Raw genomic sequence first — 23,235 nt, 5'->3', positions numbered from 1 at the left:
GGTAGTGTTTAGGTGTGTCTGAACTTCTCACCTCGTCCTTCCGTTTCGCCGATCCCCGGGATCTCGCCGACCTGAAGACGTTTGCCACCAGGGCCAAAGCCATCGATGACGGCGCCATCCGGCTGCAGGCAGCCGGTTCCGTCCTGGCCGCGTACGTGTGCGTCCTGCGGCCCAGGCTCCTGGGCGAAGCCACCCCCACCATCCTGGGCCTGCGGACCATGGCGCTCGCCGAACCGTCCGGAACAGATGTCACTGTTGCCCTGTCCGCCGTCCTGGACCGGCTGGCACGCGCAGGGGAGGACGACGTCGAATTGCCGGTTCCGCCCAGCACCGTCACCGAATCCTGGACAGGAGTGGGCGCCCCAAGGGGCGGATGGGAGCTGCTGGGCGCTGTCAGCGACGCCGGCCTGAAGGCCGCGGCCGAAGCAGGCATGGCGGAGGTGGCGGGCATCGTGCCGGACAAACCGGGTGCCCTGATTGTCAACAACGCCCGGGCGGCTGTCTGGGGACGGGAACTGGACGCGTCAGGCCTGCCCGCCGGAGCGGCCTTCGCAGCGTTCGCCCTGGGCTTCCTCGCCGACGGCGACCAGAAGCTCTACCGCGCCGGCCGCTGGTTCCGGCTGACCGGTCCGCGCGGCCATGTGCTGGCGCGGACCGGCAGCGGCCTGCTGTAGCTGAAGGCGGCCCGGGCCCCTTCCAGGTTCCGGTCGGCAGGCGTCAGGCCTCGGAAGCGCTGTTCACCATGGACAGCGCCGCCCGCTCCATGTACTCCCACAGCGTGCCTTCGTAGAGCGGCGGCAGTTCCAGGGCGTCTACGGCGGTGCGCATGTGGAACAACCACCGGTCCTTCGCCTCGTGGGTCACCTTGAACGGCATGTGCCGCATGCGCAGGCGCGGGTGGCCGCGCTCCTCGCCATACGTTGTGGGCCCGCCCCAGTACTGCTCAAGGAACATCAGGAACCGGCGTTTTGCCGGGGCAAGGTCCTCCTCGGGGTACATGGGCCGCAGCAGCGGATCGGTGGCAACGCCGTCGTAAAAGACATCGATGAGCTTAACGAAGGTCTCGTGGCCGCCCACCGCATCGTAAAAGCTGTCTGTGTAGGCCGGCTTGCTGAAGGGATCGTTCTGCATCAACTGGGGCCGCTGCTGCCGGTCGGGTCCTGCTTTGGCAGGTTGGGGCTCAACAGGGCGCGGTTCAATCGGAAGCGACATGCTATTCCCCGGCTTTCTGGTCAGTCTTCTTCGTCTCAACATGGGCCGACCCCTGGTCGGTGGTCCCGTCGTCGGACTCGTGCAGCGGAACGTACCGTCCCTGCGAGCGGTTGCCCACGCGGAGGATCTCACCGTTGCGCAGGTACCAAATGGCGCCGTCGTCGGAGCGGACGCGGGTGATCCGCAGACCCATGGACTCCACTACGCCCACCACTTCGCTGGTTTCGATGACGTCACCGATTCCGTACTGGTCTTCAATGGTAATGAAAATCCCGGCCAGGAAGTCGCGGATCAGCTGCTGGGCGCCGAAGCCGATGGCCACACCCAGGATACCCACGCTGGTGAGCAGCGGGGCGATGTTGATGTCCAGGTTCTGCAGGACGTACATGCCGGTGATGACCACCACCAGCACGCCCACAATGCTGTTCAGCAGCGAGCCGATGGTTTCCGCGCGCTGCACGCGCCGTTCGTGGTCCAGGGCCCGGAAGGCCGGGGCCGCCCACCTAAACGTGGGCTTCTTGAAAAAGTTGCTTCCCGCCGCCACCCGTTTGGTGATGCGCGAAATGACGAACGTGGCCACGAGCCAGACGGCGACGCCGATGCCCAGGCTGATGACGATGCCCGGGACGCTCACGCCATCGGGCTGTGTTGTGGCGTTGGGAAGGATGGACAACATGCTGACCATGGGTGGAAGTAGCTCCTTGGGATATTGCTTGGTTCTCTTTCAACACTAGCCCCCGTAGCGTGGGGCCATGCGCATTCTCATCCTCGGCGGAACCGCCTTCCTCTCCAGGGAAATCGCCGGGCAGGCGGTTGCCGCGGGGCATGACGTGACGTGCCTGGCGCGGGGAATATCGGGTGAGCCGCCGCCGGGCGCCCACTGGGTCAGGGCGGACCGCGCGACGGGACCGGCTGCATATTCGGGCCTGGTGGGCGACTGGGATGCCGTGATCGAGGTGGCCCGGGACCCCGGGCCCGCCCGGCAGGCTCTCGCCGGCCTTGCCGGCAGGGCCGGCCACTGGACCTTTGTTTCCAGCTGCTCGGCCTACGCCGGCCATTCCGTCCCGGGAGCGGCGGAAGACGCGGCGCTGCTGCCGGCGCTGCCGCCGGGGGTGCAGTCCACGCCGGAAACCTACGGCGAGTCAAAGGTGGCCATCGAAGAAGCGACCCTGGAGGCCGCTGCCGGCAAGGCCCACCTGTGCCGGGCAGGCCTGCTCAGCGGCCCCGGCGACCCCACCGACCGCTACGGCTATTGGCCCGCCCGCATTGCCAGGAACTCCGGACCTGTGCTGGTTCCGGACATCGGGGAGAACCCCACGCAGGTCATGGATGTCCGGGACCTTGCGGCCTGGATCCTGCTCGCCGCGGGGAAGGGGATCAGCGGAACCTTGAACGCCCTTGGTGACCAGGTGCCGTTTGCGGAACTCATCAGCGCCTGCCACGAAGCGTCCGCCTCCAGCAGCACCACGATTACCGCCGGCGGGGAGTGGCTGGTGGACCAGGGCGTGAACTACTGGTCCGGGCCGGACTCCCTTCCGCTCTGGCTTCCGCCCGGCCACGACGGCTTCATGGCCCGCAGCAACCAGGCTGCCAGGGCCGCGGGAATGGTCCTGCGGCCCTGGCAGGAAACGCTGGCCGCCACGTTGGCCGATGAACGCCTCCGCGGACTGGACCGGCAGCGGAAAGCAGGCCTCTCACCGGCAACGGAACAGCGCCTGGTGGCGATGCTCCAGGGCGAAAGCCGGGCCTGACGCGGATCCGGCAGGGCCTAACCCGCCACCGTCACCGGCTGGTGCTCCACCGGAAAATTCACGCTGCGGGCAATGAAGCAGAGCCGGTTCGCCTCGTGGTGGAGGCCGGCCGCCAGTTCGGCCTGTCCGGCGTCGGCCACCGTCACGCGCGGGTGCAGGACCACCCGCTCGAACTGCCCGCTGCCGTCCCTGTTGAGCCGCATCAGCCCGGTGGCCTCGTCCCGGTAGTCCGTGACCACCACCCCGTTCTTCACCGCCACGTGCAGGTAGGACAGCATGTGGCACTGCGCCAGCGCGGCCAGCAGGAGCTGCTCGGGGTTGTAGCGCCCGCGGTCCCCATGGAACGTCGGATCCGCCGAGCCTTTGAGGACCGGCAGGCCGGGGATGAGCACGTCGTGGTCCCGTGAGTAGCCCCGGTAGGACGAGGTGCCGTCCCCCCGGTTGCCGGTCCACTGGACTGCCAGTGAATACCGGTGTTCATCAAGACTCACTGGGGACTGCCGTCCGGAAGCACGTCGGCGGCGCGGGCACGCAGGGCGCGGGCAACGCCGTCGCGGTTCTCCAGCATCATCCGCCGCAGCGCGGCGCTTTCCGCCGGCAGCGACGCCAGGAATGCGTCCGTCCGGTCAATGGTGGCCTGCGTGGTCAGCAGCGCCGGGTAGAGGCCGACGACGATCTGCTGGGCGAGTGCGTGGGTCCGGGTGGCCACGATGCCCGGCACAGCCGCGAAGTACTTTTCGGCGTACGGTTCCAGCAGCGAACGGTCCAGCACGCGCATGAAGCCCGTTACGGCCGATCCCTGCAGCGCATTGGACAGCTCCCCCTTGACCACGATCGATTCCCAGGCCGCGGCCTTCGCCTCCGGGGTGGGGATGGCGGCCTTGGCCAAGGCCGCAGCATTCTGTCCGCTGGAGGTGTTGTCCCGCTCCAGCTCGGCGTCGATGCCTTCCTGTCCCATCCGGCCTCCGGCCACCAGGGACTCCACGAGCTCCCAGCGCAGGTCCTGGTCCACCGCCAGCCCGTCCAGGACAACCGACCCGTCCAGGAGGCCGGCCACCCGGTCCAGCTGGGACGCACTGCGGGCCAGGAGGGCAAAGGACTTGATGAACTGCAGCTGCGCATCGGAGCCGCCCGGGACGTCCGAGGCCAGGTCCCACAGCCGGTCCACCGCCGCAACCGCTGTGGCTTCGCGGTGTTCCTCGGCCACATAGAAATTGAGGGTGGTGGCCAGCTGGCGGAGCTGGACCAGGATCACGGAGGAGTCCGTTTCCGCCGCGACGTTGGACAGGATCAGCTCCACGTACTTCCGGGCCGGCGTTTCGCCGTCACGGGCAGCGTCCCATGCGGAATTCCAGACCAGGGTCCGGGGCAGGCTGCCGCCAAAATCCTTGAGGTGGGCGGTGGCGGTGGCCAGCGACTTGGGATCCAGCCGTACCTTGGCATACGCCAGGTCGTCGTCATTGATAAGGATCAGGTCCGGCTGGTCCATGCCGGCCACTCCCGGCACCTCTGTGCGGTCACCGTCCACATCCAGCTCTTCGCGGTGCACCCGCTCGAGCTTTCCGGCGCTGTTCAGGTTGTAGAAGCCCACGGCCAGGCGGTGCGGGCGGATAGTGGGCCATTCCGGGACCGCGGACTGCAGGATGGCGAAGGAACGCAGCTTCCCGTCCGCATCCACGTCCAGCTCCGGGCTCAGTGTGTTGACGCCTGCGGTCTCCAGCCACTGCCGGCCCCAGTCATCCAGGTCGCGGCCGCTGGCCTTTTCGAGCTCCACCAGCAGGTCGCGGAGTTCAGTGTTCTGCCAGGAGTGCTTGGCGAAATACTCCCGGACACCGGCCATGAACTGGTCGGGGCCAACCCAGGCCACCAGCTGCCGCAGCACCGAGGCGCCCTTGGCATAGGTGATGCCGTCGAAGTTGACCTCCACGTCCTGGAGGTCGTTGATCTCGGCGAAGATCGGATGCGTGGTGGGCAGCTGGTCCTGGCGGTAGGCCCACGACTTCTCCACGGAAGCGAACGTGGTCCAGGCGCTGGTGAAGGACGTGGCCTCCACCGCCGCCAGGTGCGACATGTACTCCGCGAAGGACTCGTTGAGCCACAGATCGTTCCACCAGCGCATGGTCACCAGGTCACCGAACCACATGTGGGCGAGTTCATGGAGGACCGTGATGGCGCGCCGCTCGATCTGGGCCCCGGTGACCTTGCTGCGGAAGACGTAGCCTTCCAGGATGGTCACGGCACCGGCATTCTCCATGGCACCGGCGTTGAACTCCGGAACGAACAGCTGGTCGTATTTCTCGAACGGGTACGGGCAGCCGAACTGCGCCTCAAAGAACCCGAAGCCCTGCCGCGTCAGTTCGAAGATGTTGTCCGCATCCAGGTACTGCATCAGCGACTTCCGGGCGAAGACACCAAGGGGGATGATGCGGCCGTCCGAGCTGGTGACCTCGCTGCGGACGGACTGGTAAGGGCCCGCGATCAGGGCCGTGACGTAGGAGGACAGGCGCGGCGTGGGCGCGAACGCCCATACGGACCTGGCCGTGCCGCCTTCCGCGGGAGGCGCCTCCACGGGGTGGGGGGTGGGGGAGTTGGAGACAACGTCCCAGTGGGACGGCGCCGTGACGGTGAAGGCGAAGGTTGCCTTCAGGTCCGGCTGTTCGAAGACGGCGAACATCCTGCGCGAGTCCGGAACCTCGAACTGCGTGTACAGGTAGACCTCGCTGTCCACCGGGTCCACGAACCGGTGCAGGCCCTCACCCGTGTTCATGTACGGCAGGTCGGCCACGACGGTCAGTTCGTTGTGCTCCTGCAGGTCCGGCAGCTGGATCCGGACGCCGTCGGACACGGTGGCGGGGTCAAGGCTGCGGCCGTTCAGGGTCACGCTGTGCACGGTGCGGGTGACCGCATCAATGAAGCTGGACGATCCCGGCGACGCCGTGAACTTCACGGTGGTGGTGCTGCCGAAGACCTCTCCGCCGCGCGTCAGGTCCAGGCTGACATCGTAGGACTCGACGGTGATCAGTTCGGCGCGCTCACGGGCTTCGGCGCGCGTCAGGTTCATGCCTGGCAAAGGAGGTCCTCCAGAGAAGTTTTCGGCTGCCGGCCGGTGGTCCCGGGTCCGGCACTGTGTTGCATTCTTCCATCCTTGGGATCCTTGGCAAGTTGCGCAGCTCACAGCGGCCGGCCGTTGCCGCCTGGGCGGTTGGCCGGGCGGCCGCAGGGGTAGCGTTAATTGCATGGGAAAGCTGCTGGATTCGGTGGATACCAAGGCACTCAGGTTCGCCGTGGGGTTCCCGGTCGTCCTGGCCGCTGCCTTCGCCTACTGCGCGTCGCTGCTGCGCCCGGACCTTCCGGAGCCGGTCGCCGTCCGGTGGACGGACGACGGCGGTGCCGCCTTTGCGCCTTTCGGCGCCTACGTGGGCGTGGGCGCGGCGATCATCGTCATCGCCGGATGGCTGGTCCTGCTGCAGGCGGTGCCCCTCAGCAGGCCGGTGATGATGCGCAGGATCATGATGGGGGCCGGGCTGTTCCTCAGCCTCTTCATCACCTCCGCCCTGGCCGCGGGGCTCATCGGCCAAACCGGGCTGGCCGACGCCCGGCAGTCGCGGGTGGACATGACCGTCCTTGCCCTCGGCAGCGGTGCGGCAGTGTCGCTCGGCGTCGCCATGGCCATGGTGTACAAAGCCGACCGGCAATGGTCGCCCGATGACGACCGTGCGCTGCAGGCCGCCATCACCAGGGAACTGGACCCCGACCTTGCCCTGGACACCGTCCGGCTCTGGGTCCACGCCAGGAGTTCGGTCTTTGTCATGATCGCCATCGCCTCCCTGTTCCCGGCAGCCCTTATCGCCGTGGTGGTGCCGTGGCTGGGCATCCTGCTCGTTGTCCTGGCCCTCGTGGGTGCCGCGTTCCTCTTTGCCCGCATCCGGGCGGACCGGCGCGGGCTGAAGGTCCTGCTGGCCGGGGTGGTGCCGGTCATGAATGTGCCGGCCGGCGCCATCTCCGATGCCAGCGCCGAGGACGTCAAAGCCGCCGACTATGGCGGGTGGGGCTACCGGCACCACGGCGGAACCGCGGCCATGCTGGTCAGCAGCGGGCCCGCCGTCGTCGTGAGCAAGACTGACGGCCAGCGCCTGGCCGTCAGCGGCGGAAGCCAGGCCTCCGCGGCGCGGCTGGCCGAAGTCCTCACGCGCGTGGCCGCGAGGGCCCGGCGCGGCGGAGGGCCGCCGGCCGGGGGCCAGCACCCGGAGGGCGGGCAGTCCTAGTATCCTTATCGGTGTCATTCCGGCCTCCACCGGCGACCCGCCAGCCCCACAACCGAACGGACTTTGCACGTGACCACTTCCCCTGCCTACCCGCGGGTCCACATCGCCACCGACCACGCAGGCATGGAGCTCAGCGCCCACCTGGTGTCCCACCTGACCGGCAAGGGATACGAGGTGGTGGACCACGGGCCCCAGGTCTACGACGCCCAGGACGACTACCCGTCCTTCTGCATCAACGCTGCCCTTGCCGTCGTTGCCGACCAGCAGGCAGGCGTCCACGCCCTTGGCATCGTGCTGGGCGGCTCCGGCAACGGCGAGCAGATCGCCGCCAACAAGGTCAAGGGCATCCGCGCGGCCCTCGCATGGAACCTCTCCACCGCCACCCTGGCCCGCGAGCACAACAACGCCAACGTGGTTGCCCTGGGTGGGCGGCAGCACACGTTCGAAGAAGCCACCGCGCTGGTCGAGGCGTTCCTGTCCGAGCCGTTCAGCAATGACGAGCGCCACGTCCGCAGGATCGAAAAAATCGCGGTCTACGAGGCAACAGGCGAGGTCATCGAGTAGTGCCCGAGGGCCATTCCGTCCGCAGGCTCGCCCGGCAGTTCGGCGATGTCTTCGCCGGTGAGGCACTGGCTGTTTCCAGTCCCCAGGGCAGGTTCAGCGGGGGTGCGGCGCTGCTGGACGGGCATACCCTGCTTGCCGCCGAGGCGCACGGCAAACACCTGTTCCTGCACTTCGACAACGCCCTGGTCCTGCACGTCCACCTTGGACTGTACGGGGCCTGGAGCTTCGGCGGGGACCGCACCTTCGCCGGCGCCTCCAGCATTGGTGCCCCCCGGCGCGTCGGGGAGCGGGAGGCCTTCGGTGACGGGGACGACGACGGCGGCGCGCCTTACGCCGGTCCGCCGGCGCCCGTCGGGGCCGTGCGGGTGCGGCTCGCCGGGAGCCATGGCTGGGCGGACCTTCGGGGTGCCACCACCTGCGAAACCATCACCGAGGCGGAAGTCCGCGCCGTGCTGGCACGGCTGGGACCTGACCCACTGCGGAACCTCCGCGGCGATGCCGGGCGCTTTGCTGCCAACGTCCAGGCGCGGAAGACGCCCCTGGCTGCCCTGCTCATGGACCAGAAGGTGATTGCCGGCGTCGGGAACGTCTACCGGGCGGAAGTCCTGTTCCGCCGCCGCCTGGACCCCTGGCTGCCCGGCACTGCCCTGCCGGACAACGATGCCCGCAAGCTGTGGCGCGACATCGTGGCCGTCATGGGCGACGGCGTGACGGACGGGCGGATCATCACCACGCCGCCGAAGTACTGGGCGCTTGACGGCACCACCGCCGCCAAAGCCGCCGCGGCCGGCGCGCCGGTGCCACCCAGGAGCGCCCACTTTCCCGGCCGCGACGATGCCCACTTCGTCTACAAGCGGCACGGCCTGCCCTGCCGCGTCTGCCGCACCATCGTGCTCATCGCCGACCTGGCCGGGCGGAACCTCTACTGGTGCCCTTACTGCCAGCAACCGGGGGAGTAGGAAGGCGAAACACGAAGAAGGCCCCTCCGGAGAGGGGCCTTCTTCGTGTTGTGGAGGGGACGACGGGAATCGAACCCGCGTAATCAGTTTGGAAGACTGAGGCTTTACCATTAAGCTACGTCCCCGAAGGAAGATCCGTTTTTCGCGGAAACTCCGGGCTGGCTGTTCAAGCCGGATACAACTAAACCTAATCCATGGCCTACGTGTCAAATGTGCAATCGCGACGCGTATCACCGTAGACTTGCCTGTGCACTTACGGGGTGTAGCTCAGCTTGGCTAGAGCGCCTGCTTTGGGAGCAGGAAGTCGCAGGTTCAAATCCTGTCACCCCGACTCTGCGGCCAGGACCGTCAGGCCTGGACATCCATTGCGTTTGCAGAAACCCATCCCACAACCCAGGAGTACTTAGACCGTGAAGAGCGCTGTCGAGAACCTCACCCCCACGCGGGTCAAGCTCAATGTTGAGGTCCCCTTTGAGGAACTGAAGCCCAGCATCGACTCGGCCTACAAGACCGTTGCGTCCCAGATCCAGGTTCCCGGGTTCCGCAAGGGCAAGGTTCCTGCCAAGCTCATCGACCAGCGCGTCGGCCGCGGCTACGTCCTGGAGACGGCCATCAACGACGGCCTCAACGGCTGGTACCAGGCTGCCGTGCAGGAGTCCGGCATCCGCCCCCTGAGCCGTCCCGAGGTGGAAATCACCGAGGTGCCCGATCCCTCCGCGACCGACGGCGGCCTGAAGTTCGCCGCTGAGGTTGACGTCCGCCCCGAAATCGAACTCCCGGACTACTCCGGCATCGAGGTCCAGGTTGCGGCTGCGGAATCCTCCGAAGCTGATGTGGACAAGGCGCTGGACGAACTGCGCGGCCGATTCGGCACCCTGAAGTCCGTGGACCGCCCGGCTGCCGACGGTGACTTCCTTACCATCGACATCACCGCCACGATCGACGGCGAGGAAGTCGACTCCGCCGCCGGCCTGTCCTACCAGGTGGGCGCCGGCACCATGCTTGAGGGCATGGACGAGGCCGTGACCGGCCTCAGCGTTGACGAGGACGCCATCTTCGACACCACCCTGGTGGGCGGCGACCACGCCGGCGAAGCCGCCCAGGTCAAGGTTGTGGTGAAGGCCGTCAAGGAACGCGAACTGCCGGAAGCGAACGACGACTTCGCCCAGCTCGCCTCCGAATTCGACACCCTTGCCGAACTCCGCGAAGACCTGGCCAAGCAGGCTGCCGACTCCAAGATCGTTGAGCAGGGCGTCGAAGCCCGCGACAAGGTCCTGGACAAGCTCGTCGAAATGGTCGAGGTTCCTGTTCCTGACTCGGTGGTCGAGGAGCAGCTCGAAGCCCACTTCCAGGAGGGCAACGGCCACGGCGAAGGCGAGCACGACACCGAGGAGCACCGCGAAGAGGTCCGCGCCAACACGGCCCGCGCCTTCCAGAACGAGATCATCCTTGACGCCATCGCGGAAAAGGAAGAAGTCAACGTCAGCCAGAATGAGCTGATCGACTACATCGTCACCACCGCCAGCCAGTACGGCATGGATCCCAACCAGTTCGCACAGATCATCGACCAGAGCGGCCAGGTCCCCATGATGGTCTCCGAGGTCCGCCGCCGCAAGGCACTGGCTGTCGTCCTTGGCCAGGCCACCGTGACCGACACCGAGGGCAACACCGTTGACCTCAGCGACTTCGTCCGCCCCGGCGGCGAGGAAGCCCCCGCTGCAGAAGCAGCCGGCGCTGACGCAACCGAAGCCGCCGAGGCGGAGGTTGTCGACGCCGAGGACGCCACGGCAGACGCCAAGGCCTAGTCCTTAACAACCCGCAGCAACGGCCCCTGGATCCTTCCGATCCGGGGGCCGTTCGCGTTGGACCCGAAACCCCGCAGCGCCAGTTCGGCGATCGTGCGCCGTCAGCGAACAGCCGTCAGTGCGCGAACAAAACGCCGGGGAAACCGGTTAGTGTCCAAGTAGTGATTTTCAGTGATGTCACCGTCACCAGTGAGAGGTAAGTAAACATGTCACAGCACTCAGAGGCCCCCCGGATGGCGACCGTCGATCCTGCAGCCCAGGACAACTACATTTACAACCGCCTTCTCAAGGAGCGGATCATCTGGCTGGGCTCGGAGGTGCGTGATGACAACGCCAACGCGATCTGCTCGCAGCTGCTCCTGCTCTCGGCCGAGAACCCGGAAAAGGACATCTACCTCTACATCAACTCGCCCGGCGGCTCCGTCACCGCAGGCATGGCCATCTACGACACCATGCAGTTCATCCCCAATGACGTCGTGACCGTCGCCACCGGCCTGGCCGCGTCCATGGGACAGTTCCTGCTCTCCTCGGGCACCAAGGGCAAGCGGTACGCCACGCCCAACGCCCGCGTCCTGATGCACCAGCCCTCCGGCGGCATCGGCGGCACGGCCTCGGACATCAAGATCCAGGCCGAGCTCATCCTGCACATGAAGAAGGTCATGGCGGAACTGACGGCCGAGCAGACCGGCCAGACCGTTGAGACCATCCTCAAGGACAACGACCGTGACAAGTGGTTCACGGCTAAAGAGGCCCTCGAGTACGGTTTCTTCGACAAGATCGCCGCGCACGCCGGTTCGGTATCCGGCGGCGGCGGAACGTCCAACGGGGCCTCCGGCGAATCAGCCTCCCAGAACTAACCGGCAACCAGAACACTTCGATCAGGAGCAAAAACAATGAACTACAACTTCGGGTGGTCCGCCGGCAATCTTCCGTCCAGCCGCTACGTCCTGCCGCAGTTCGAGGAGCGCACGCCCTACGGCTTCAAGCGCCAGGACCCCTACACCAAGCTGTTCGAGGACCGCATCATCTTCCTCGGCGTGCAGGTTGACGACGCCTCCGCCGACGACATCATGGCCCAGCTGCTGGTCCTTGAGTCCACCGACCCGGACCGCGACATCACCCTCTACATCAACTCCCCGGGCGGCTCGTTCACGGCCATGACGGCCATCTACGACACCATGCAGTACATCCGTCCCGAGATCCAGACGGTCTGCCTGGGCCAGGCCGCCAGCGCGGCTGCTGTCCTGTTGGCTGCCGGTACCCCCGGCAAGCGGCTGGCACTGCCCAACGCCCGCGTCCTGATCCACCAGCCGGCCCTGTCCGGCGGCCAGGGCGGCCAGGCTTCCGACCTGGAGATCCAGGCGGCCGAGGTCATGCGCATGCGCTCCTGGCTCGAAGACACGCTGGCCCACCACTCCGGCCGCACGTCGGAGCAGGTCAACAACGACATCGAGCGCGACAAGATCCTCACCGCCGAAGAGGCGCAGGCATACGGCCTGATCGACCAGGTGCTTGACTCACGCAAGATCAAGCCCCAGGCAATCACGAGGTAGCAGTACGGAAAGCCGGTGCGGCCCAGCTTCATTTGGCCGCACCGGCCTTTTCTTTCCACCCTTGGGGGCGAATGTGACCTAGAGTGGATGTTGTCACAAACCGGCCCCCGCGGGCCGGCCGAAGATTTCAGCAACGGTGCAGGGCTGCCTGGCAGCAGGATACTAAGGGGTTCACATATGGCTCGGATTGGCGAGAGCACGGATCTGCTGAAGTGCTCTTTCTGCGGAAAGAGCCAGAAGCAGGTGCGCAAGCTCATTGCCGGGCCCGGTGTCTACATCTGTGATGAGTGCATCGAGTTGTGCAACGAAATCATCGAAGAGGAGCTCGCGGAGGTGGCAGACCTCGGCAGCTTTGAACTGCCCAAGCCGCGCGAAATCTTCGACTTCCTGCAGGAATACGTCATCGGCCAGGAGCCCGCAAAGCGTTCCCTCGCCGTCGCGGTCTACAACCACTACAAACGCATCCAGGCGGGCCACGCGCCCAAGTCCGGAAGCCTGGGGGACGGCGGGCATCACGACGACGTCGAAATTGCCAAGTCGAACATCCTCCTCATCGGCCCCACCGGCTGCGGCAAGACCTACCTGGCCCAGACCCTCGCCCGGCGCCTGAACGTCCCGTTCGCCGTCGCGGACGCCACCGCCCTGACCGAAGCCGGCTATGTGGGTGAAGACGTGGAGAACATCCTCCTCAAACTCATCCAGGCCGCAGACTATGACGTCAAGAAGGCCGAACAGGGCATCATCTACATCGACGAGATCGACAAAATTTCCCGCAAGAGCGAAAACCCCTCCATCACCCGTGACGTATCCGGTGAGGGCGTGCAGCAGGCCCTGCTGAAGATCCTGGAAGGCACCGTTGCCTCTGTCCCGCCCCAGGGCGGACGGAAGCACCCGCACCAGGAGTTCATCCAGATCGACACCACCAATGTCCTGTTCATCGTGGCCGGCGCCTTCGCCGGCCTGGAGGAGATCATCGGTTCCCGCTCCGGCCGCAAGGGCATCGGCTTCGGCGCCCCACTGAACGACGCCAGCAAGAAGGTGGACTCCTACGGCGAAGTCATGCCGGAGGACCTGCTGAAGTTCGGCCTGATCCCGGAGTTCATTGGCCGCCTTCCGGTGATCACCACGGTGTCCAACCTTGACCGTGACGCCCTGATCCAGATCCTGTCCACCCCCAAGAACGCCCTGGTGAAGCAGTACCAGAAGATGTTCCAGATCGACGGCGTGGAGCTGGTGTTTGACGAGCCCGCCCTGGAAGCCATCGCCGACCAGGCACTGGAGCGTGGCACCGGTGCACGCGGTCTTCGCGCCATCCTGGAGGAAGTCCTGCTTCCCGTGATGTTCGATCTCCCGAGCCGCGAGGACGTCGCCAGCGTGGTGATCACCGAGGACGTGGTCCTGCGCGGGGCCGAACCCACCATGATTCCGCACGTGGCCAAGCGCCGTAAGTCTGCCTGACCGAGAGGACCCTGTGACTGTACCTGCCAAGAACAAAGCCGACTTCTGGTTCGACCCCCTCTGCCCGTTCGCATGGGTCACCAGCCGCTGGCTCGGCGAGGTGGAGGCCGTCCGGGACATCGAGACCGAATGGCACGTCATGAGCCTCGCCGTCCTGAATCAGGGACGCGACCTGGAGCCCGCTTACCGGGAGTCCATGGACAACGCCTGGGGCATGGTGCGCGTGATCATTGCGGCCCGCGAAGGGCACGGCCCGCAGGTCATCAAGCCGCTTTACGACGCCATGGGCACGCTGATCCACAACCAGGGGGAAAAGGACCGCGCACAGGTCATCACCAAAGCCCTCGCCGAGTGTGGCCTGCCCGCCTCCCTGGCCGATGCCGCCACCACCGACGCCTATGACCGGCAGCTCCGGGCCAGCCATGAAGAAGGCATCTCACTCGTGGGCCAGGACGTGGGAACGCCCGTGGTCGCTTTCAACGGAACGGCGTTCTTCGGACCGGTCCTGACCCGCATCCCCCGCGGCGAAGAAGCCGGCAGGATCTGGGACGCCACCACCACCATCGCCGCCTATCCGCATTTCTTCGAGCTCAAGCGCAGCCGCACGGAGAGCCCGGAATTCAACTAAGCGCCGGGCCGCCTGCCATTGGCTGGCCGCGCCAAGGGCCCCGCAGAAACTACCAGCGTGTAGTTCCTGCGGGGCCCTTGTGCATGCCTTGGGGCAGGAGAACAATGGTTCTTACCCACTTCGAAAGAGGCGGGACGCAGGAACCAAAGATCCAGTGATATGTAATTTGACGCAGCCATCGGCAAAGTTGAGTGCAAGCTACCAGTGACGGTGTAGTAAGACCTGGAGTTTCGGAGGATCCTGCCAGACCATCGAAATAACGTCACAAGATGGCCGAAAAGTCGAAGCCCCACCAACGGCAAAACGCTGATGGGGCTTCCCCTTTGCCCGGAAACGGGCCCGTTCGGATGAGACCGGCTGTCAGGCCTTGGCGGGTTCGTCGCTAGCGGCGAGGGCAACGTCCGTGACGGCAAGATCTCCGTCGCCCGCCACCAACGTGATCTGCCGGGCGTTGGACGCCGCCTTCAGGTCGGCCAGGCCAGCCTGCAGTTGCGCCGTCAGTGCCTCCGGAGCGGTGATCGTCGCGGAGAGGACCTCGGTGCGCTGCTTGACCTTTGCCTCGGACTTGGCCTTGCGGACACCGCTGAGGGCCACGCCCACGGTTGCCAGCATGGTGGTGTCTCCGCCGGGGATCTCCAGCGCGGCCGGCCACGCCGCCCGGTGCACCGATCCGTTGCGCCACCAGCTCCAGACTTCCTCGGTGGCGAAGGGCAGGAACGGGGCGAAGAGGCGCAGCAGGGTGTCCAGGGTGGTGGCCAGGGCTGCCAGCACGGATGCCTGCTCGGCTTCGCCTGCCGCTCCATAGGCGCGGTCCTTGATCAGCTCCACGTAGTCATCCGTGAACTGCCAGAAGAATGTCTCCGTGAGCTGCAGGGCGCGGGCGTAGTCGTAGTTGTCGAACGCTTTGGTGGACTGGGTGACGACGTCGGCCAGTTGGGCCAGCAGGGCACGGTCCAGGGGGTTCGAAAGGACGGAGAGATCGCCGGCCAGCACGGAGTTCTCGGTGGCACCGAGGTTCAGCACAAACTTGGAGGCATTGAGGAGCTTGATGGCCAGGCGGCGGCCGATCTTCATCTGGGCAATCTCATAGGCGGTGTCGGCGCCAAGGCGTGCGGAGGCAGCCCAGTAGCGGACCGCGTCCGAGCCGTACTCGTTCAGCACGTCGGTGGGGACCACCACGTTGCCTTTGGACTTGGACATCTTCTTGCGGTCCGGGTCCAGGATCCAGCCGGAGATGGCAGCGTGCTTCCACGGCGCGCAGTTCTGGAGGGCATCGGCGCGGACCACCGACGAGAAGAGCCAGGTCCGGATGATGTCGTGGCCCTGGGGGCGGAGGTCGAACGGGTAGACCTTGGCAAACAGGTCCTCGTCGCGGCTCCAGCCGCCAACGATCTGCGGGGTCAGCGAGGAGGTGGCCCACGTGTCCAGGACGTCGGCATCGCCCGTAAAGCCGTTGGGCTGGTCGCGCTGCGCCTCGTCGAAGCCGGGGGCGGCGTCAGCCGCGGGGTCAACGGGCAGCAGTTCGTCGGAGGGCAGGATGGGGTTGTCGTACTCCGGGTTGCCCTGGGCGTCGAGCGGGTACCAGACGGGGATGGGCACGCCGAAGAACCGCTGGCGGGAGACCAGCCAGTCACCGTTCAGGCCGGCGATCCAGTTCTCGTAGCGGGAGCGCATGAAGGACGGGTGGAAGTCGATCTCCTTGCCGCGGCCGATCAGGCGTTCGCGGCGGTCCTCGTCGCGGCCGCCATTGCGGATGTACCACTGGCGGGACGTGACCACTTCCAGGGGTTTGTCGCCCTTCTCGAAGAAGTTGACCGGGTGGGTGATCTTCTTGGGCTCACCGTCCAGCAGGTCCGCTTCCTTGAGCAGTTCCACCACGGCTTCCTTGGCGGAGAAGGCCGTCTTGCCGGCGATCGCGGCGTACGCTTCCCTGCCGGCCTCACTGGTGATCCAGTCGGGGGTCTCGGCAATGATGCGGCCGTCGCGGCCCATGATGGCGCGAGTGGGCAGCTGCAGTTCCCGCCACCACGTGACGTCGGTCAGGTCACCGAAGGTGCAGACCATGGCGATGCCGGAGCCCTTGTCCGCTTTGGCCAGCGGGTGGGCCTTGACCTCGAGTTCAACGTCGAACAGCGGGGACTTCACGGTCTTGCCGAAGAGCGGCTGGTACCGCTCGTCGTCGGGGTTTGCCACCAGCGCGGCACAGGCAGCCAGGAGTTCCGGACGCGTGGTCTCGATGAAGACCTTGTCCCCGTCTTCGGTGAAGAAGGGGTACCGGTAGTAGGCGCCCGGAACCTCACGGTCCTCCAGTTCGGCCTGCGCAACCGCCGTGCGGAAGGTGACGTCCCACAGTGTGGGTGCTTCGGCCATGTACGCGTCGCCGGCGGCCAGGTTGGCAAGGAAGGCGCGCTGGGACACGGCGCGGGAGGTGTCGTCGATGGTGCGGTACGTCAGGTCCCAGTCGACGGACAGGCCCAGGGTCTGGAACAGGTTTTCGAAGACCTTCTCGTCCTCGACAGCCAGTTCCTCGCAGAGCTCGATGAAGTTCTGGCGTGAGACGACGTCGAAATCGCGCTGGTTCTTGGCAGGCTGGGCGGGCGGCCGGTAGTCGGCGTTGTAGGGGATGGCGGGATCGCAGCGGACACCGTAGTAGTTCTGGACACGGCGCTCCGTGGGGAGGCCGTTGTCATCCCAGCCCATGGGGTAGAAGACGTTCCTGCCGGTCATGCGCATGTAGCGCGCCTGCACGTCGGTCTGGGTGAAGGAGAACATGTGGCCCACATGCAGGGATCCCGACGCCGTGGGCGGGGGAGTGTCGATCGAGTAGACCTGCTCCCGGGTGGTGTCGCGGTTGAACTTGTAGGTTCCCTCGGCCAGCCAGCGCTGGGTGAGCGCTGCTTCGAGGCCTTCGAGGGCCGGCTTGTCCGGAACGTTGATGGGGGCGGTGGTGGGCGTGTCTGTACCCTGCGTGTCTTCAGCCATTGGGCAATTCTTTCATGCCCGCTTCCATCCCGCCCAACCGGTCCCGCCCGGCCGCATGCGAAGGCGGGTAGCATGCGGCGTATGGTCCAACAGCGGGGCACCTTCGGCATCAAGCGCATCTACGATCCACCGGCGGACGACGACGGCTGCCGGGTGCTGGTGGACCGTCTCTGGCCGCGCGGGATGTCAAGGGACAACGCGGCCATCGATGTGTGGCTCAAGGACGTGGCCCCGTCCACCGGGCTGCGCAAGGACTTCAACCACCGCCCCGGACGGTTCGCGGAGTTCAGCGAACGCTACCGGGTGGAACTGGATTCCAATCCGGCGGTGGAGACGCTGCTGGAACTGGCCGCCGGCCACCCCAGGATCACCCTGCTCTACGCTGCCCGCAACACGGAGGCAAACCACGCCCTTGTCCTGCTTGATTACCTCCGGGGACGTCCTGCCGGCTGATCCCGTTAGGGTGGTGCCATGACGAAGGACATGCAGAAAAAAGCGGCACTGGTGACCGGAGCAAGCAGCGGAATCGGGGAGGCCACTGTGCGCGCGCTGCGCGCCGACGGGTGGACGGTCTTCGCCGTGGCACGCCGCGCCGAACGCCTGGCCGCCCTGGAAAGCGGGACAGGCGCCGTGGCGATTCCTGCTGACATTGCAGAGGACGACGACGTGTCCCGGCTCCTCGCGCAGGTCACCGACGCGGGCGGCATCGATACGCTCATCAACATTGCCGGCGGCGCCCGCGGCGCCGACAGGGTAGGAGATGCCAGCACGGAGGACTGGGAGTGGATGTACCGGGTCAACGTCCTGGGCACCATGAAGCTCACCCGCGCCTTCCTGCCCATGCTGCGCGCCAACGGCGAAGGTACCGTGCTGAACCTCACCTCCACTGCGGGACTGGACGCGTACGAGGGCGGCGGCGGCTACAACGCCGCGAAGTTCGCCCAGCACGCCATGACCAACGCGCTCCGGCTTGAAGAGGTGGAGAACAACGTCCGCGTCATCGAGGTGGCGCCGGGCCTGGTGCAGACCGAGGAATTCGCGCTCAACCGCCTGGGGGACGCGCAGGCGGCGGACAAGGTCTACCGGGGGGTTGAGAAGCCGCTGACCGCAGAGGACGTGGCCGACGTGGTCCGTTATGCCGTCACGGTTCCGCACCACGTCAACCTGGACCAGATCGTCATCCGGCCGGTGGCGCAGGCAGCCACCCACAAGCTGGTCAGGAAGGGCTGAGCCGGGCGGGGCCTGCCCATCCCGTGGCTGGACCGGTCAGGAACACTAGGAGACCCGGACGGTCAGGGTGGCTGCCACGGCGGCATGGTCCGTCCCGCCAACCCGGTGGACCGAGTAATCCGATGCTCTGATGTCCGGGCTGGTCACCAGATGGTCCAGGGCAATCCCCGGCAGCCGGAAGCCGCGCATGGGCCACGTGGGCACCAGCCTGCTGCCCACGGCGGCAGCCACGTCCACCAGGGGCAGGTTGCCGCCCGTTCCGGCCAACAGGTCCCGGAATTCCCGGTGGTCGTAGGTCGCGTTGAAGTCTCCCGCCAGCAGCAGGGGACCGGATCCGTCGGCAGCCCTGGCCACGGCAGCCAGGTCGCTGCGCCATTGACTGAGGCCTTTTCCCACTGGCGCCAGGGCGTGGACTGCCACCACACCCAGGCCGGCACCGCTGCCGAGGTCAAGGCGTGCCACGGGCATGGCGAACCGCGTGTCCGGGAGGACGCCGGTGGCTGTCAGGTTGTAGGAGGAGTAGATGGCGGAGCCTGCGGCGCGGTCACGGGCCTGGGCAACCCGGTGGGGGAGCAGGTCGTCGAGTCCGGCCGCCATCAGCTTTCGCGCCATTTCGGGTGTGTACTCCTCAACCGCCAACAGGTCTACATGCAAATCACGGACCAGGGCCACGATGCTGCCGGCATCAGCCCCGCCCAGTTCCGTGTTGATGCTCATGGCAACCAGGGAGACCGACGTGCCGGAAGCCCCGGCCGCTGCCCCGGCGGTTGCCCCGGCGGCCGGTGCGCGGATATCGAGCGGGAAAAGCCAGAACACCTGGCAGGCCGCCAGTGCCGTGGCCAGGACCTGCTGCCACCGGCTCCGTCCAGCGAAGGCCATGAGCAGCGCTGCGGCGGCGGGAACGGCGAGCCAGGGCGTGAATGCCACCAGCTGGACACCGAGTACCGGCCAGTCGGCAGGCACCGCGCGGACGGCGGAGACCGCCGCCACCGGCAGGGCAGCAGGGATGAACAGCCACCTGCACGCCGTGGCCGTACGCCTCCATCCCGCGGGGCGCCCGGAAGCCGTCATGACGCGAGTCTAGGCAATGCACGGTGACGGCGGCAGCCCCCGGACGGAGAAGGCCGCCCGGAAATGGCCCGGCCCGCCCCGAACGGCACTGCCCGCCGGAACCGCGTTGCGCCCGGAATGGCACTGGATGCCGCGGCGATAGTAGACTCTGCAGTGGCTATGACCCGGCAATCACCGGTGAGCTTCCGGAAGAACACGCAGGCCGCGCCCCGCAAGGCGGGCCCGCGTCAGTAGAACCGGACGGGTAAGCCCGTCACAGCAGTAATGAAGCGGCCGGGGCGGCGGGTGTTCCTTTGGGAACCACGCGGCGCCGGTAAGTGAGGTGGTACCGCGGTGGGCGTGCAGTCTTCGGGACGGCACGGCAGCCGTCCTCGCATCCTGAACGGAACCTCCGGCCGTGCCGGGGGCTCACCACGCTCAACCCAGGATGTCGAACATGACGTTTTACCCCAAGGCCTCAGCCTCCAGCACCTCCTCCAAAGGCAGCGCCGGCGTTTCCGCCTCCGTGAAGTTCCCGGAGATCGAAGAGCGCATCCTGAAGTACTGGGACCAGGACGGCACCTTCCAGGCCAGCATTGACCAGCGCAGCGCCGACGTCCCCGGCGGGGAGCCGGGCAGCAACGAATTCGTGTTCTACGACGGCCCGCCGTTCGCCAACGGCCTGCCCCACTACGGCCACCTCCTCACCGGCTACGCCAAGGACCTGGTTGGCCGCTACCAGACCCAGCGCGGCAAGCGCGTGGAACGCCGTTTCGGTTGGGACACCCACGGCCTGCCCGCCGAGCTGGAGGCCATGAAACAGCTGGGGATGACGGACAAGACCCAGATCGAGGCCATGGGCATCGACAAGTTCAACGACGCCTGCCGCGCGTCCGTCATGAAGTACGCCGATGAGTGGCGCAGCTACGTCACCCGGCAGGCCCGGTGGGTGGACTTCGACAACGACTACAAGACACTCAATGTCGAGTACATGGAGTCGGTCCTCTGGGCGTTCAAGCAGCTGCATGACAAGGGCCTGACGTACAACGGCTACCGGGTGCTGCCGTACTGCTGGAAAGACGAAACCCCGCTGTCCAACCATGAGCTGCGCATGGACGACGACGTCTACAAGAACCGCCAGGACCAGACCGTCACCGTCACCTTCCCCATCCTTGCGGGGGATTCGGAACTGTCCAAGGAACTTGCCGGCGTGCAGGCGCTCGCCTGGACCACCACCCCCTGGACGCTGCCCACCAACGCCGCGCTCGCCGTCGGGCCTTCCATCACGTACGCCGTGCTGCCCGCCGGTCCCAACGGCATCAAGGCCGCCTCGGCCGACGCCCCGGTCACGGGCAGCTTCCTGCTCGCGGCGGACCTCCTGGGCGCCTACGCCAAGGACCTCGGCTACGACAGCTTCGAGGACGCGGAAGCCGCCGTAGTGTCCACCCACTCCGGCGCCGAACTGGAAGGCCTGGCATACCAGCGGCTCTGGGACGACTTTGCCGACAACGAAAAGTACGGCATGGAGAACGCCTGGCGGTTCGTAGTGGCTGACTACGTCACCACCACCGACGGAACCGGCGTGGTGCACCAGGCGCCCGCCTACGGTGAAGACGACCAGAAAGTCTGCGAGGAGGCTGGCATTCCCGTGGTGCTCTCCGTGGACGAGGGTGCCAAATTCCTGCCGTTGTTCAAGCACGGCGACCTCCACGACATCGCGGGCCTGCAGGTCTTCGAGGCCAACAAGCCCATCACCCAAGTGCTCCGCGCCCAGGGCAGGCTGGTCCGGCAGGCCAGCTACGAGCACAGCTACCCGCACTGCTGGCGCTGCCGCAACCCGCTGATCTACCGTGCGGTGTCCTCCTGGTATGTGGAGGTCACCAAGTTCAAGGACCGGATGTCCGAACTGAACCAGGAGATCAACTGGATCCCGGGGAACGTCAAGGATGGCCAGTTCGGCAAATGGTTGGAGAACGCCCGCGACTGGTCCATCAGCCGGAACCGCTTCTGGGGCAGCCCCATCCCCGTGTGGCAGTCAACGGATCCCGAATACCCGCGCACCGACGTCTACGGTTCCCTGGCCGAGATCGAGGCGGACTTCGGCCGGCTGCCCCTGAACAAGGACGGCGAGGTGGACCTCCACCGGCCGTTCATCGACGAGCTCACCAGGCCCAACCCGGACGATCCCCGCACCCCCGAAGAGGGCCAGTCCGTGATGCGCCGCGTCGAGGACGTCCTGGACGTCTGGTTCGACTCCGGCTCCATGCCCTACGGACAGGTGCACTACCCGTTCGAAAACGAAGCCTGGTTCAACACGCACAACCCCGCGGATTTCATCGTGGAGTACATCGGCCAGACCCGCGGCTGGTTCTATATGCTGCACATCCTGTCCACCGCACTGTTTGACCGGCCGGCGTTCCGCAACGTCATCAGCCATGGCATTGTGCTTGGATCCGACGGCCAGAAAATGTCCAAGAGCCTGCGCAACTACCCGGACGTCTCCGAGGTCCTGGACCGCGACGGGTCCGACGCCATGCGCTGGTTCCTCATGTCCAGCCCCATCCTCCGGGGCGGCAACCTGATCGTCACCGAGCAGGGCATCCGGGACGGCGTCCGCCAGGTGATCCTGCCGCTCTGGAACGTGTACAGCTTCTTCACCCTGTACACGAACGCCGCGAACGGTGGCGCCGGTTACGATGCCAAACTGCGCTACGAGGGCTACCGGGACACCCTGGACCAGTACCTGCTGGCCAACACGGGCGACCTCGTCCGCAGCATGACGGCACAGCTGGACACCTACGACATCTCCGGCGCCTGCGACTCGCTGCGCAGCTACCTGGACATGCTCACCAACTGGTACGTCCGCCGCAGCCGCCAGCGGTTCTTCGACGAGGACCAGGACGCCTTCGATGCGCTGTTCACTGCCCTGGAGACCGTCACCCGTGCCGCCGCGTCGCTGCTGCCGCTGGTTTCCGAGGAAATCTGGCGCGGCCTGACCGGCGGCCGGTCCGTGCACCTGGCCGACTGGCCGGACGCGGACCTCTTCCCCGCCAATCCCTCCCTGGTGGAAACCATGGACCGGATCCAGCAGATCTGCTCCACCGGTTCCTCGCTCCGCAAGGCAGCCAACCTGCGTGTCCGCCTGCCGCTGCAGGAGCTGACGGTTGTGGCACCCGGAGCGGACGCCCTGCAGGGTTTCGCCGCCGTCGTCGCCGATGAACTGAACCTCCGTTCCGTTCGCCTGCTGGACGCCGCCACCGCCTCCCCGGAGGAGTTCGGGATCCAGCAGAAGCTGGTGGTCAACGCCCGCGCTGCCGGGCCACGCCTGGGCAAGAACGTCCAGGTTGCCATCAAGGGGTCCAAGTCAGGGGACTGGTCGGTGGACGACGCCGGTGTGGTCACCGCCGGCGGGCTGCAGCTGGAACCCCAGGAGTACACGCTTGAGACAGTGGTTGCCGGGTCCGGCGGTGCTTCCGCGGCTGTGGCCGTGCTGCCCGGCGGCGGCTTCGTCGTGCTGAACACGGAAGTCACGCCGGAGCTTGAAGCCGAAGGGCTGGCACGCGACATGGTGCGGGCAATCCAGCAGGCCCGCAAGGACGCCGGGCTCAACGTGAGCGACCGCATCCGTACCACCGTCACCGCTCCCGGGAACGTCGTTGATGCCCTGCTGGCCAACGCCGAACTGGTCAAGGGCGAGACACTGACGGTGGACCTGGTGGCAGAGCCGGGCACCGTGTCCGAACCCGCCGTTGCGGTTGAAAAAGTGGAGGCCTAGGAC

General features: G+C 66.6%; 19 protein-coding genes and 2 tRNA genes. 14 read left to right on the top strand and 7 right to left on the bottom strand.

Features of this window, described 5'->3' with window-relative positions; genetic code table 11:
- Nucleotides 1-14: 14 nt before the first annotated feature.
- On the top strand, nt 15-674 hold the full coding sequence (locus tag LDO14_RS11705; protein WP_018769487.1) for a hypothetical protein: 660 nt from the start codon (nt 15-17) through the stop codon (nt 672-674).
- 43 nt (nt 675-717) lie between these two features.
- On the opposite strand, the gene LDO14_RS11700 is transcribed toward LDO14_RS11705, so the two are convergent.
- A complete protein-coding gene (locus LDO14_RS11700) occupies nt 718-1,131 on the bottom strand; it encodes a globin (RefSeq protein WP_134164761.1) in 414 nt (137 codons plus the stop codon).
- An 82-nt stretch (nt 1,132-1,213) separates the two neighbouring features.
- The gene (locus tag LDO14_RS11695; RefSeq protein WP_018769485.1) at nt 1,214-1,897 is read right to left on the bottom strand and encodes a mechanosensitive ion channel domain-containing protein; all 684 of its coding nucleotides are present in this window, start codon (nt 1,895-1,897) and stop codon (nt 1,214-1,216) included.
- Between the two features lie 67 nt (nt 1,898-1,964).
- Between LDO14_RS11695 and LDO14_RS11690 the strand changes: the two genes are divergently transcribed.
- On the top strand, nt 1,965-2,963 hold the full coding sequence (locus tag LDO14_RS11690; RefSeq protein WP_018769484.1) for an NAD-dependent epimerase/dehydratase family protein: 999 nt from the start codon (nt 1,965-1,967) through the stop codon (nt 2,961-2,963).
- A gap of 17 nt (nt 2,964-2,980) precedes the next feature.
- On the opposite strand, the gene LDO14_RS11685 is transcribed toward LDO14_RS11690, so the two are convergent.
- Nucleotides 2,981-3,454 carry an OsmC family protein gene (locus LDO14_RS11685; RefSeq protein ID WP_134164652.1) on the bottom strand — a complete coding sequence of 158 codons (474 nt, stop codon included), beginning with the start codon at nt 3,452-3,454 and terminating at the stop codon, nt 2,981-2,983.
- The gene (gene pepN / locus LDO14_RS11680; RefSeq protein ID WP_223991884.1) at nt 3,451-6,024 is read right to left on the bottom strand and encodes an aminopeptidase N; all 2,574 of its coding nucleotides are present in this window, start codon (nt 6,022-6,024) and stop codon (nt 3,451-3,453) included. The genes LDO14_RS11685 and pepN overlap by 4 nt, the downstream gene beginning before the upstream one ends.
- Before the next feature lie 175 nt (nt 6,025-6,199).
- Between pepN and LDO14_RS11675 the strand changes: the two genes are divergently transcribed.
- From LDO14_RS11675 to LDO14_RS11665, 3 genes are all read left to right on the top strand, one after another.
- A complete protein-coding gene (locus LDO14_RS11675; RefSeq protein WP_018769481.1) occupies nt 6,200-7,228 on the top strand; it encodes a hypothetical protein in 1,029 nt (342 codons plus the stop codon).
- A gap of 69 nt (nt 7,229-7,297) precedes the next feature.
- Nucleotides 7,298-7,792, top strand: coding sequence for a ribose-5-phosphate isomerase (locus tag LDO14_RS11670; protein ID WP_018769480.1), 495 nt, complete (start codon nt 7,298-7,300; stop codon nt 7,790-7,792).
- On the top strand, nt 7,792-8,751 hold the full coding sequence (locus LDO14_RS11665; RefSeq protein WP_018769479.1) for a DNA-formamidopyrimidine glycosylase family protein: 960 nt from the start codon (nt 7,792-7,794) through the stop codon (nt 8,749-8,751). Before LDO14_RS11670 ends, LDO14_RS11665 begins: the two co-directional genes overlap by 1 nt.
- 51 nt (nt 8,752-8,802) lie before the next feature.
- Here LDO14_RS11665 and LDO14_RS11660 read toward each other — a convergent pair.
- Nucleotides 8,803-8,876, bottom strand: a tRNA-Gly gene (locus LDO14_RS11660).
- 131 nt (nt 8,877-9,007) lie between these two features.
- Here LDO14_RS11660 and LDO14_RS11655 point away from each other — a divergent pair.
- The 6 genes from LDO14_RS11655 (at nt 9,008) to LDO14_RS11630 (ending at nt 14,195) form a co-directional block, all read left to right on the top strand.
- Nucleotides 9,008-9,082: transfer RNA gene (locus LDO14_RS11655), tRNA-Pro, on the top strand.
- Nucleotides 9,083-9,161: 79 nt separating this feature from the next.
- On the top strand, nt 9,162-10,556 hold the full coding sequence (tig, locus tag LDO14_RS11650) for a trigger factor (protein ID WP_223991882.1): 1,395 nt from the start codon (nt 9,162-9,164) through the stop codon (nt 10,554-10,556).
- Between the two features lie 233 nt (nt 10,557-10,789).
- Nucleotides 10,790-11,413 (top strand): ATP-dependent Clp protease proteolytic subunit, encoded by a 624-nt coding sequence (locus LDO14_RS11645; RefSeq protein WP_018769477.1) that lies wholly within the window; start codon nt 10,790-10,792, stop codon nt 11,411-11,413.
- A gap of 36 nt (nt 11,414-11,449) precedes the next feature.
- Nucleotides 11,450-12,109 carry an ATP-dependent Clp protease proteolytic subunit gene (locus tag LDO14_RS11640; RefSeq protein WP_018769476.1) on the top strand — a complete coding sequence of 220 codons (660 nt, stop codon included), beginning with the start codon at nt 11,450-11,452 and terminating at the stop codon, nt 12,107-12,109.
- A gap of 177 nt (nt 12,110-12,286) precedes the next feature.
- Complete coding sequence (gene clpX / locus LDO14_RS11635; protein WP_018769475.1) at nt 12,287-13,567, top strand: ATP-dependent Clp protease ATP-binding subunit ClpX; 1,281 nt, start codon at nt 12,287-12,289, stop codon at nt 13,565-13,567.
- A gap of 13 nt (nt 13,568-13,580) precedes the next feature.
- Nucleotides 13,581-14,195: a DsbA family protein gene (locus LDO14_RS11630; protein ID WP_223991880.1), complete on the top strand. Its 615-nt coding sequence runs from the start codon at nt 13,581-13,583 to the stop codon at nt 14,193-14,195.
- A 360-nt stretch (nt 14,196-14,555) separates the two neighbouring features.
- On the opposite strand, the gene valS is transcribed toward LDO14_RS11630, so the two are convergent.
- The gene (gene valS / locus LDO14_RS11625) at nt 14,556-17,177 is read right to left on the bottom strand and encodes a valine--tRNA ligase (RefSeq protein WP_056390681.1); all 2,622 of its coding nucleotides are present in this window, start codon (nt 17,175-17,177) and stop codon (nt 14,556-14,558) included.
- Between the two features lie 72 nt (nt 17,178-17,249).
- Here valS and LDO14_RS11620 point away from each other — a divergent pair, with 72 nt between their 5' ends.
- Both LDO14_RS11620 and LDO14_RS11615 read left to right on the top strand, forming a co-directional pair.
- Nucleotides 17,250-17,630, top strand: a complete 381-nt coding sequence (locus LDO14_RS11620) for a DUF488 domain-containing protein (RefSeq protein WP_134164655.1) — start codon at nt 17,250-17,252, stop codon at nt 17,628-17,630.
- 18 nt (nt 17,631-17,648) lie between these two features.
- The gene (locus LDO14_RS11615; protein WP_223991877.1) at nt 17,649-18,407 is read left to right on the top strand and encodes an SDR family oxidoreductase; all 759 of its coding nucleotides are present in this window, start codon (nt 17,649-17,651) and stop codon (nt 18,405-18,407) included.
- 45 nt (nt 18,408-18,452) lie between these two features.
- On the opposite strand, the gene LDO14_RS11610 is transcribed toward LDO14_RS11615, so the two are convergent.
- Complete coding sequence (locus LDO14_RS11610; RefSeq protein ID WP_223991875.1) at nt 18,453-19,478, bottom strand: endonuclease/exonuclease/phosphatase family protein; 1,026 nt, start codon at nt 19,476-19,478, stop codon at nt 18,453-18,455.
- 436 nt (nt 19,479-19,914) lie between these two features.
- Between LDO14_RS11610 and ileS the strand changes: the two genes are divergently transcribed.
- Nucleotides 19,915-23,232 (top strand): isoleucine--tRNA ligase, encoded by a 3,318-nt coding sequence (gene ileS, locus LDO14_RS11605; protein WP_223991873.1) that lies wholly within the window; start codon nt 19,915-19,917, stop codon nt 23,230-23,232.
- Nucleotides 23,233-23,235 lie beyond the last annotated feature (3 nt).

Origin of the sequence: Arthrobacter sp. NicSoilB11 (assembly GCF_019977375.1) — a bacterium.
GTDB lineage: Bacteria > Actinomycetota > Actinomycetes > Actinomycetales > Micrococcaceae > Arthrobacter.
Note: the sequence above shows the minus strand (reverse complement) of the source record. Positions and strands in the feature narration are given on the sequence as shown.

Excerpts from the sequence above, each read along its gene's own strand:
- LDO14_RS11610 (WP_223991875.1), bottom strand. The coding sequence starts at position 19,478 with ATGACGGCTTCCGGGCGCCCCGCGGGATGGAGGCGTACGGCCACGGCG.
- valS (WP_056390681.1), bottom strand. The coding sequence starts at position 17,177 with ATGGCTGAAGACACGCAGGGTACAGACACGCCCACCACCGCCCCCATC.
- LDO14_RS11640 (WP_018769476.1), top strand. The coding sequence starts at position 11,450 with ATGAACTACAACTTCGGGTGGTCCGCCGGCAATCTTCCGTCCAGCCGC.
- LDO14_RS11700 (WP_134164761.1), bottom strand. The coding sequence starts at position 1,131 with ATGCAGAACGATCCCTTCAGCAAGCCGGCCTACACAGACAGCTTTTAC.
- LDO14_RS11690 (WP_018769484.1), top strand. The coding sequence starts at position 1,965 with ATGCGCATTCTCATCCTCGGCGGAACCGCCTTCCTCTCCAGGGAAATC.
- LDO14_RS11695 (WP_018769485.1), bottom strand. The coding sequence starts at position 1,897 with ATGGTCAGCATGTTGTCCATCCTTCCCAACGCCACAACACAGCCCGAT.
- ileS (WP_223991873.1), top strand. The coding sequence starts at position 19,915 with ATGACGTTTTACCCCAAGGCCTCAGCCTCCAGCACCTCCTCCAAAGGC.
- clpX (WP_018769475.1), top strand. The coding sequence starts at position 12,287 with ATGGCTCGGATTGGCGAGAGCACGGATCTGCTGAAGTGCTCTTTCTGC.
- pepN (WP_223991884.1), bottom strand. The coding sequence starts at position 6,024 with ATGAACCTGACGCGCGCCGAAGCCCGTGAGCGCGCCGAACTGATCACC.
- LDO14_RS11675 (WP_018769481.1), top strand. The coding sequence starts at position 6,200 with ATGGGAAAGCTGCTGGATTCGGTGGATACCAAGGCACTCAGGTTCGCC.
- LDO14_RS11615 (WP_223991877.1), top strand. The coding sequence starts at position 17,649 with ATGACGAAGGACATGCAGAAAAAAGCGGCACTGGTGACCGGAGCAAGC.
- LDO14_RS11645 (WP_018769477.1), top strand. The coding sequence starts at position 10,790 with ATGGCGACCGTCGATCCTGCAGCCCAGGACAACTACATTTACAACCGC.
- LDO14_RS11620 (WP_134164655.1), top strand. The coding sequence starts at position 17,250 with ATGCGGCGTATGGTCCAACAGCGGGGCACCTTCGGCATCAAGCGCATC.